This is a genomic window from Paraglaciecola chathamensis S18K6 (genome assembly GCA_000314955.1).
Taxonomy (GTDB): domain Bacteria; phylum Pseudomonadota; class Gammaproteobacteria; order Enterobacterales; family Alteromonadaceae; genus Paraglaciecola; species Paraglaciecola chathamensis.
Window position 1 is genome coordinate 1 of the sequence record BAEM01000015.1, and the last position, 9706, is coordinate 9706.

At 46.5% G+C, this 9706-nt stretch carries 8 protein-coding genes; 3 read left to right on the forward strand and 5 right to left on the reverse strand.

All coding sequences use genetic code 11. The features are described 5' to 3' along the window. Positions 1 to 36: 36 nt before the first annotated feature. On the reverse strand, positions 37 to 1359 hold the full coding sequence (locus GCHA_RS04845) for an amidohydrolase (RefSeq protein ID WP_007985685.1): 1323 nt from the start codon (positions 1357 to 1359) through the stop codon (positions 37 to 39). A 446-nt stretch (positions 1360 to 1805) separates the two neighbouring features. Here GCHA_RS04845 and GCHA_RS04850 point away from each other — a divergent pair, with 446 nt between their 5' ends. The 3 genes from GCHA_RS04850 to dgcA all read left to right on the forward strand — a co-directional run bounded on the left by GCHA_RS04850 (position 1806) and on the right by dgcA (position 4944). Further along, positions 1806 to 2687, forward strand: a complete 882-nt coding sequence (locus tag GCHA_RS04850) for a LysR family transcriptional regulator (protein WP_039992102.1) — start codon at positions 1806 to 1808, stop codon at positions 2685 to 2687. Between the two features lie 185 nt (positions 2688 to 2872). After that, a complete protein-coding gene (gene dgcN / locus GCHA_RS04855) occupies positions 2873 to 3868 on the forward strand; it encodes an N-acetyltransferase DgcN (protein WP_007985692.1) in 996 nt (331 codons plus the stop codon). 44 nt (positions 3869 to 3912) lie between these two features. Continuing rightward, a complete protein-coding gene (dgcA, locus tag GCHA_RS04860) occupies positions 3913 to 4944 on the forward strand; it encodes an N-acetyl-D-Glu racemase DgcA (RefSeq protein ID WP_007985693.1) in 1032 nt (343 codons plus the stop codon). A 142-nt stretch (positions 4945 to 5086) separates the two neighbouring features. Here the strand turns inward: dgcA and GCHA_RS04865 are convergent, their stop codons facing one another. From GCHA_RS04865 to GCHA_RS04880, 4 genes are all read right to left on the reverse strand, one after another. After that, positions 5087 to 6202, reverse strand: coding sequence for a HupE/UreJ family protein (locus GCHA_RS04865; protein ID WP_007985694.1), 1116 nt, complete (start codon positions 6200 to 6202; stop codon positions 5087 to 5089). A 5-nt stretch (positions 6203 to 6207) separates the two neighbouring features. After that, positions 6208 to 7311: a tetratricopeptide repeat protein gene (locus tag GCHA_RS04870; protein ID WP_007985695.1), complete on the reverse strand. Its 1104-nt coding sequence runs from the start codon at positions 7309 to 7311 to the stop codon at positions 6208 to 6210. 74 nt (positions 7312 to 7385) lie between these two features. Continuing rightward, entirely contained in the window at positions 7386 to 7922 is a 537-nt protein-coding gene (locus GCHA_RS04875) for a cadherin-like domain-containing protein (protein WP_007985696.1), read from the reverse strand. Between the two features lie 10 nt (positions 7923 to 7932). Beyond that, a complete protein-coding gene (locus tag GCHA_RS04880; RefSeq protein ID WP_414692538.1) occupies positions 7933 to 9495 on the reverse strand; it encodes a DUF4331 domain-containing protein in 1563 nt (520 codons plus the stop codon). Positions 9496 to 9706 lie beyond the last annotated feature (211 nt).

Genomic DNA, 9706 nt, shown 5'->3' on the forward strand with positions numbered 1-9706 from the left:
ACTTTGCTGGGTGTTTTAGCAGTGCTTAGCCAGTAATTACTGTTTTTGCAAAATATGCAAAGCTGCTGTGGTCAGCGCCTCAGTAGCGGTCGTGATCACCGCGTCAGCTTTTGGAGCCCAGTACGGGCTATGCAATGAGGGCAATGAAGTGCCCTCTTCTTTCGCTGTGTCCCAGTCTTCTTGGTTGACACCACCGACCCAAAAAATCAAACTCTCGATCTGCTTGTCGGCGCGATAAAAACGACTAAAGTCTTCCCCGCCCATGACAGCAGGTGTTTCAATGACTCGCTTTTCACCAAAACGCTGGGTAAATAATTCAGCCATTTTATGGGTAAACTCAGGGGTGTTGTAGGTTGCAGGAGTGTATTCATCTTTTATGTTTACCTCTGGCATCAATGCTTCTGGCATCCCCGCAGCAATCGCCTCACCTTTAGCAATACGCGCTATGCCGTCAAGCAAGGTTTGTCTGGTTTCGTCTGAATAACTGCGTACGGTAAGCAGTAAAGTGGCCTGATCGGAAATAATATTATGCTTCGCCCCTGCATGAAAACTGCCCACCGTCACCACAGCGGCATCTTGCGGGTCAAGCTCACGACTGACCAAGGTTTGCAATGACGTCACAATGCGACTGGCCAGTACAATTGGATCTTTAGTGGTATGCGGATAAGCACCATGGCCGCCAGCCCCTTTTACAATCACATCCACACTATCAACATTCGCCAAGGCGAATTCAGGAGTATAACCTATGGTGCCGGCGGGTAACCCTGCGGAATCATGAAAAGCCAGAGCATAATCTGGTTTAGGAAAGCGTTCATATAGCCCATCTGCCAGCATGTCTCGCGCGCCTTTACCACGCTCTTCAGCCGGTTGCAGGATCATCACTAAGGTACCTGACCATTCATCTTTCATTGACGTTAGCGCTTGCGCGGTGCCGACCCAACTTGTCATGTGAGTATCATGACCACAAGCATGCATGACACCTGATTCAATGCCATCTTCTGTGGTCGCACGCTCTTTGGACGCAAAGGGCAAACCCGTTTGCTCAATAACCGGTAGACCATCCATATCGGCGCGGATCATCACCACCGGGCCGGGGCCATTTTTTAGTACAGCCACCACGCCTGTTCCGCCGACTTTTTCGGTTACATCAAAACCTAGGGCCTTCGCCCGCTTGGCTAGCTTGGCCGCCGTATTTACCTCAAAGCCACTTAATTCAGGATGAGCGTGTAAATCTTTGTACAATGCCATCAATTTTGGTAAATCAGCGCTGACTTTGTCACTGACGCTATCAGCTTTCGCCTGCATGCTAAGCGCAAGTGGTAATGCTGCTATGGCCAAACAGATACGTGGTAATTTCATATTAACTCCCTTTCTTGGTAATCGTACGTGCACGCGTAATTGCTCGCGCATTTGTTCGCGCGTTTGTTCGCGCGTTTGTTCGCTCAGTTATTCGCTCAGTTATTCGCATTATGGTTTGCGTATTTTCGCGCGCTTGGTTAGCACGTTAGCATGAACACTCAGCCTTGAGCCAGTGGTGAAAAGATGTGAGCCAGAGGGGAATCAGCCTTGAGCCAGTGGTAAAAACAGATGAGCCAGTGGTAAAAACAGGTGAGCCAGTAATCGGCAGCGGATTAAAAAACCAAGAAAAACTGTAAATTGATACCAACACACCCTAATCAGTACTCTTCAGAAGGCACCCAGCGGTTTTTGCTTAAGTGCCTATATCGTAATGGTATTACACGCGCTGTTTGTTTAGGATAGCCAGCAAAGATTAGATTTTTAAGCACTATTCACGAGATCCCTACTTGCGCCTACGCCACATTGAAATTTTCCATGCCATATACACGACAGGCTCTATCACCAATGCTGCCAAACTGCTGCATGTCTCGCAACCAGCGGTTAGTAAAGTACTGCATCACGCTGAGCAACAACTCGGCTTCGCCTTATTTACTCGAACCAAAGGCCGACTGGTCCCCACGCCAGAAGCAGATATGCTATTTGCAGAAGTCGACAAGATTCACCAACAAATGCGCAGTATCGACAACACCGCTCACAATATTAAGCACGCTCATTTTGGCAACATTAATATTGGTATAACCCCCGCTTTGGGATTTTCCGTTCTGCCAAAAGCGATAGCGAGTTATCACCAGCAACACCCAAATGTGAGCTTCAATATTAATACCGTGCACAATGATGCGGTTTTGCAAAGCTTGATAGAACACAAATCTGATGTGGCTGTGTTATTTCACCCTAGTCCGAAACTAGGCGTAAATAGCATTGCTTGTGGTGAGTCTGAGTTGGTGGTGGTTTATCCAAAAGGGCTATTTCCACACTTGCCAACACAACTAAGTATTCAGGAGTTAATCGATGTAACCTTTATCGGTATCAGTGACTCAGGGCCGTTAGGTGACATGCTTTACAGCCGGTTACAAAGTGAAAATATGCAGCCTCACAGTCCTATTCAAGTACAGACCTATTTTATCGCTGCCAGACTTGTTGCTCAAGGCCTAGGTGTGTGCGTTATTGACAGGCACACAGCAATGGGAAATGTTGACGCCAATACCGCTATAGCCTCATTCACCCCGCCTTTAGCATTCGATATTCGTGCCTTACATCTACAGAATCGACCTCTTTCGACTGCGGTACAAAGCTTTTTACCCTTTCTGCAGTCGGCCATAAACTGCTGACAATAGCAGGCCTTTCTTTATGTGCGGGACTTATATCCTCTAGCGATTTTTCATATTACCCAAGTATGTCTGCCAGATGGTATAACCTAGGGTTATACCTTAACTAAATATCGTTACTTTCTTTCTTTCCACTGCACGCTAGGATGGTTCAATTCATGACTACACTGCTTTGTTAAGGACTTTCTATGGTTATTCACGCTCCCTATTTGTTATTCATTGGTGATGCTACCGACGCACTTTCTATTAAAATGGCACAAAGTGTCGCCCATTGGCGCCCCGATTTATGCGTCGGTGAATTTAGTGTCGAAGGTTGCACCGTTAGTACAGAGCTACCCAAATTAAGTATCGAAGAAGCAGCAAAAAAAGGGGCCAAAACACTGGTACTCGGCTTTGCCAATAGCGGTGGCATTTTAGATAAAAAGTGGTTGCCGTTAATCGAATTAGCCATCAGAAAAGGCATGCATATTGTGAGCGGTCTTCACCAAAAACTCACCAGCTACCCTGAGCTAGTGCACTGTGCCCAACAATATGATGTTGAATTACTGGATATTCGTCACCCGACCACACAATTTAATACAGGCACAGGGCGTAAACGTTCAGGTAAGCGCCTTTTAACCGTGGGAACTGATTGTTCTGTTGGTAAAATGTATACCTCTTTGAGCCTAGAGCAAGCCATGAGCAAGCAGAACATGGCTGTTGATTTTCGTGCTACAGGTCAGTGCGGAATTTTAGTCGCCGGGGCTGGCATAGCCATAGACTGCGTTGTCGCTGACTTTATCTCAGGGGCAGCAGAATCCTTGTCTCCTGATGCAGATGCTGGTCACTGGGACGTTATCGAAGGCCAAGGATCGTTATCTCATCCAGCATTTGCAGGCGTGAGCTTAGGCTTGTTGCACGGCTCTCAACCAGATGCACTAGTGATTTGTCATGCCTTAAATCGCACGCATATGCGTGGTTTACCTGATACTGACTTTCCTAGTATAGAATCAACGATTGCGCTTAATTTACAAGCCGCACGGCTAACCAACCCGGATGTGGCTATTGCAGGTATTAGTGTCAATACATCTGCCGTTAGTGTTGAAGAAGGACGCGCAATTTGCCAGCAGCTAAGTAAACAATTTTCGCTGCCATGTGTTGATCCCCTGCGCGATGGCACCGCCGCAATCGTTGCTAACCTATAACCCCGACTGAGAAGTCATTTTGTAAAAATACAGGAGTTTACCCCATGATTTTTCACGTTGAGGCTTATCAACAAGCATTGCCACTAAAAAGTGTATTTCGAATTGCTCGAGGGGCAAAAACACAAGCAGATGTAGTGGTAGTAACCCTAACGGCAGATACAGATAACGCCCAGCTCGTAGGTTGGGCCGAATCTGTGCCTTATGGACGCTACAATGAAACTGTAGAGAGTGTTAAACAAGAAATTAATCAGTTTGCTCAATCTCTTAGCGCGTTTGACGGTGACTTGGCGCAGTTGTCAGATAAAATTCAAGCGTTACCTGGCGGCTCAGCGCGCAACGCCCTCGACTGTGCGTGGTGGGATCTTAAGGCGAAAAGCGAGCAAAAATCTGTTGCTGACTTATTATCGTTATCAACCCCATCACCGTGCGTTACGGCGCAAACATTGAGCATAGATACCCCAGAAGCGATGGCGGCAGCGGCGAAAGCCCTCGGTCATCCTCCTTTGATCAAAGTGAAATTAGACAATCAAGATATTGTTCCGAAAATGCAAGCCATCCATCAAGCCTCCCCTGACAGTCAATTCATTGTGGACGCTAACGAAGGCTGGTCTATTCACGATTTAAAAGCCTGCGGTGATAGTCTAAAAGCACTGAATGTTATATTAATAGAGCAACCGCTACCTGCGGACAAAGACGCAGAGCTTATTGACTACAGTTGCCCCGTCCCCCTTTGCGCAGATGAAAGTTGTCATACGCGTAAAGAATTGACGTACCTCAAAGGGCGCTATGATGCGGTTAATATTAAGCTGGATAAAACCGGAGGGCTGACTGAAGCTCACGCGCTAGCACAAGAAGCACAAGCAATGGGTTTTGAAGTCATGCTGGGTTGTATGGTGGGTAGCTCATTAGCAATGGCCCCCATTTCTCTGTTGAGTGACTGTGCCAAATTTGTTGATCTAGACGGCCCACTGTTAATCAAAACCGATCGCGAAAACGGTTTTGATATTGAGCAAGGTTTAATGCAACCATTAAATAACGCCTTATGGGGCAGCCCAAATAGCCAAATCATTCTATAGATAACACCTTTCTATAAAAGAGGCCTTTTGCCATTCAGCGATTTATTATGAAAATTTTCTTATCATAAGGGCGAACAACCCGAAAAGAGCGATAAAGCAATAAGCCGGATCCCAATATGGGCATCCGGCTTTTTTATTCTGGCTAAAAGCGTTCTAGTGCCCAATTTAGCGCTACCAGTGCAATGCCAACTGAAGCCGCAGGCATTAACCATCGACGATATAATACGGTTTTTGCCAGTAAAATAAGCACAGGTAGAGCAACCAATACGATGGCTAACTGTCCTATTTCTACGCCTAAGTTAAAGGCTAGAATCGACAGTAGCCTCTGATCTCCAGGTAAGCCCAGTTCCCCCAAAACCCCAGCAAAGCCCATGCCGTGAAGCAAGCCGAATGCAAAAGTGACCCAGCCTAAACGCAATATCAGCGGTTTAACATTGTTTAACGCCGCAAAAAGTACGGAAACCGCAATGCCAAACTCAACCCAACGGCTGCTAGGTACAATCCAACCCAAGGCAGTGGCCGTCAATGTAACTGAGTGTGCCAAGGTAAAAGCACTGATGATCCACACTGTGGTGCTAAGTACATTCTTTAACTGTGGATTTCGTTGCCATTGCCCATCTTCACGTAACAATACACAAGGCAAAAGCAATGCTAACAAGAATAAAATATGATCGGTACCAATCCAGATATGGATGATCCCTTGGTAGACAAATTCTTTAAACGTGACCCAAGCGCTGCCGTCAGCTAGGTTTACCTCGATGTGACGCTGAGCATTATCCAGCACAAAACTTTGGGTGTTTTCATCATCGCTTATGTTAACCACGACCTCGTGGCTATCATCCTTTGCAAATACTGCGCTGTATTGCACGCTTAGCACACCAGCCAAAGGACATTGAGCACTGAAATCTGTTACTGCAAATACTGAATCAGCGTGGTCTTCTAAGCGTTCAATGCCGGCAAACTGCGTGGCACACGCCAGACCGTCACGTTGGACTTTCAAATGCTCGGCTAAATAGCTGGCAATATCTACTCGCCTTGCAATTACTTCGCCCCAAGTTAGTTGACCATTTTGGTCTGCGTCCAAGCCCAGAACCAACTCTAAATCAGTTAACCCTACCTGCCACTCGCCCTGAATCCGCCCAGTATCATCCAAATTGGCAATAATATAAGCGGTACTCAATTGATGACTTAAACTGGGTAGGCTGATCATTAAGCCCAACACCATAAATAGGCTTTTGATCATGTTATTGTTTTTCACTAATGTTACATCCCTGCTGGCTGTTTGATCGTTTCTTCAGCCGCGTATTGTACGTCCATCGCGCGCTCTAGCAAGCGCTGATCGCCGTCTAGCTTGGCGTGTTGCCAGTTGACTTTAGCCCAAAAAAGCGCTTTCTTTCGATCCGGCTTTATATCTAAGAAATACCGAGCAATATCAGCAGCATGTGCGGTATCTTTGCGTTGTAAACGTATGTTTATTCGCTGGGTTAATCGCGGAGTCCAACGTGCAGTTTGCTCAGCGGTTTGATGCTCAGACAAAGCCAAACGCAGTAAAAGCGCATCGTCAAAACTGTCGGCTTGCTCAACTATAGGCCCCAACACGTTTAGGACCCGCTCAGGTGAATCGAGCGCCAGTTGTACATCAGCCCACAAGGCTAAATAACTCACCGGCACATCAGTTAACTCAAAGGCCGACAAGTGCGACAGTGCTTGATTGTACAAGCCTTGTTTTGCTGCCAGCTCTGCTAATATTTGTGCTACCCAGCGCTGTTGTTGTTCATTCGTATGCTGATACAGTGATGAGCGCTCAACTAGGGTGAGAAGCTGTGCGTAGCTATCAACAACATGGCTGCTATCACCCTGTTGCGCATTTACCTCTAGTGCACAAGCACTGCTGATCCATAAGTCTGACACGCCAAGAAGCTGTAAACAGCTACGTTTAGCGGCGGCTAATTTTCCTTGGACCAGCAAAATATTGGCTTTTAATAGCAAAGCGGAGGCATAATTTTCATGGCTAGGTGGAACACCTTCTAGCTTCGATAAGGCTTCGTCAAAACGGTGATAGTGTTGGGCAATTTTGGCTTGATAAAATAATAGTTGCGGGTCATTTGGGGATGTTTGTAACAGCTTATTGGTTAACGCGCTGGCTTGACCATAATATCGACTGGCTAATCCAGGTTGATTCGCTTTGTTAAGTAACAAAGCTACACGTTCTTTGGGTGTCTCACTTTTCGCTACCACAGTCCATTTGGCTACAATAGTGTCTTTCGATGAAGGTACGTAACTTTCTGCACTTAACGATGTACTCACCAAAGTTAAAAACGCCCAAATGAGCGCCTTTTTCGGTAAAGCATAAACCTGCTTCTTCACGGGCTAAACCTCCTTTAAGGGGCGCCTTCCTTGGCGCTGTCAAACTTAAGATTTATACGCTTCTTGCTGGGGTGTTAATCCGGCAATAAATCATTATAAGCGTCAGGATCTTCCACATCCTGAGTAAACGAACGACCATTGGTCACCAAAGGTTCATCCTGCGGGTCTTGCGCAAATGCGGCACGACTGTACGTGCTGAACGTAACCGCTAACGCTTCGATGGTGATATTGACCGAACCGCTAACCGGCTCATTGACACCATCACTTACGGTAAACGTGAAGCTATCGCTGCCTGTAACCTCAGGATTTGGCTGATAAGTAAAATCACCATTTTCACTGACCATCACAGTGCCTAATGACGGTGTGTCTGCCAGACTAAAGGTCAGGTCATCACCATCATCGTCAGTGGCACTGAGCATATCCACTATGGCGGTTTCAGTTTGAGTGGTTAAGTCGACAGATACCGCACTGGGTGCGACATTTTTATCGTCGTCATCACTGCCAAAATCACATCCAGCTAAGACAATGGTCAATGCCAAGCCTACGCTGAGCACCCGTAATTGGCTGGTCCCCTTTTGATGAGGTAGCCTTTTCAGTGTTTTATTTCTCATATTTTGCTCCTTACTCTGCGCCAGAACCTGGTAGTGGCATCGCTAAATAGGGAAAGCTGCTATCCATCATAGTCGCGTCACTAGGGGCACCATCAGTAAAAGGCACATTCCCTACGCTAGCATCTTCCGGTGTACACAAGCCTAAGTCTGTGTCTTCACCATTTACCGGAATGGGATAACATAAACGGCCCATCACTACTCGTAGTGCAATATCAACTACATCATCACCCGGGCGACGTCCGTTCGGGAAGCCCGCTAAATCATCTCCTGCCACACCAAATGGAGACTGCATATCAGCACTTTTTGCAGCAATGCTAGTGTTCAAGCGCAGCATCTCTGAGGGAGTAACCACAGATAATTGGTTAACGCCTTCAAATCCCGTTAAAAAGGCCGTCACTAAATCAGTACGCGGGAAATTAGTCGGCGCTAAGGTTTCAATGTCTGTGCCAAGGGTGGTGTTTACAGCGTCCTTAAATAAGATATTGAGTAACTCAGGTAACGTTGGATGAGTTACATAATCAGCAAACTGACCATCATCTTTTGGCGCAGCACTAGAGAAGGTATCTTTGTCAGCTAAACCAATCACTAATTCATTGACCAAAGGCGAACCTAATCGAGATACTTGTGTCATGGCACCACCGTTGACTTCGGTGTTATCGAAACTCGCATTTGGATTCAAAATACGCGCTTGTGGCAAGCTGGCTGTTGTCCATGCACCTATACTGCCATTACCAGAGCCCACCAAGCATGATTTCGCCACTTCAATGGCGATACTAGTGACATTTTTATCAGCTAAGTCGTCGTTGTCTGGCGACTGGGTGATCCCTCCTGGGAAGCCACCTGCGTCATCAGCACCTGGGGCGCTATCACCTTCCACTGGTACAAAGTTAACTAAATCAAATACCTTGCCTAAATTCACTGCGAACGGGTCTTTACGCTGGCCAACAAATACTTTAGCTGGGCTATCACAGCCCGGTATGGTGGCGCTGTAAATAAAGCTATCAGCGTACGCCTTGTATTGCTCTGCATTGGCAAAAGTTTTATTGCCTATGTAATCCAGTGGCTTGCCAAAGCTAGCGCTGCCGGACGCGTCATTCATTACCGCGGCACTTGTGCCTGTGCGCATGGGTCCTGAAACCACGTTAACGGTGTAGCTTTCTGTAAAGTTTGCGTTTGCTTGATCGCTCGCGCTGATCCCCCCTACATTTTTTAGCGGTACTCCTACGGCTTTTTGCTCACCTTCAGCGCCAACCATCAGCGCCACGCCAGCATTGTCGTTCGCCAAGGCTTGGCTAAAATTAAACGTGAAGCTCATATCTTCGACTGCATCACCGTCGCTGTCCACATGAATGGCGTATACAGCGGCTGGGTCCATCGCAAAATAATTCGGACCGCCGTAAGCATCTTGCAAAGGAATATAGTTGGCAATAAGCGTTACATACTCACCGCGCCCTTCTTCATAACTGTTAAACGCGTAAAAGTCGGTAGAATCGACTGTTGGTAAACGTGTGATATTTGGTGCTTCTCTGTGGCTTGAAGCCTGTGCAACCTGACCAAAGGTTAGACTCAACATGGCCGAGGCAATCAATGTTAATTTTGTTTTTTGCATGACGTTTCCTTTTTATTTACCTGTTGAATAAATATCAAATCCAATAAACGTGCTTCGTTATGCGTGTTTAGCAAGCGTATTTATTGGCGCTGATATTAGGTAAACGACTCACCTAGGCAACTGGATGCAAAAAAACAAAGTATTTTTCAAATAATTAAAAAATAATTTAAAAAAA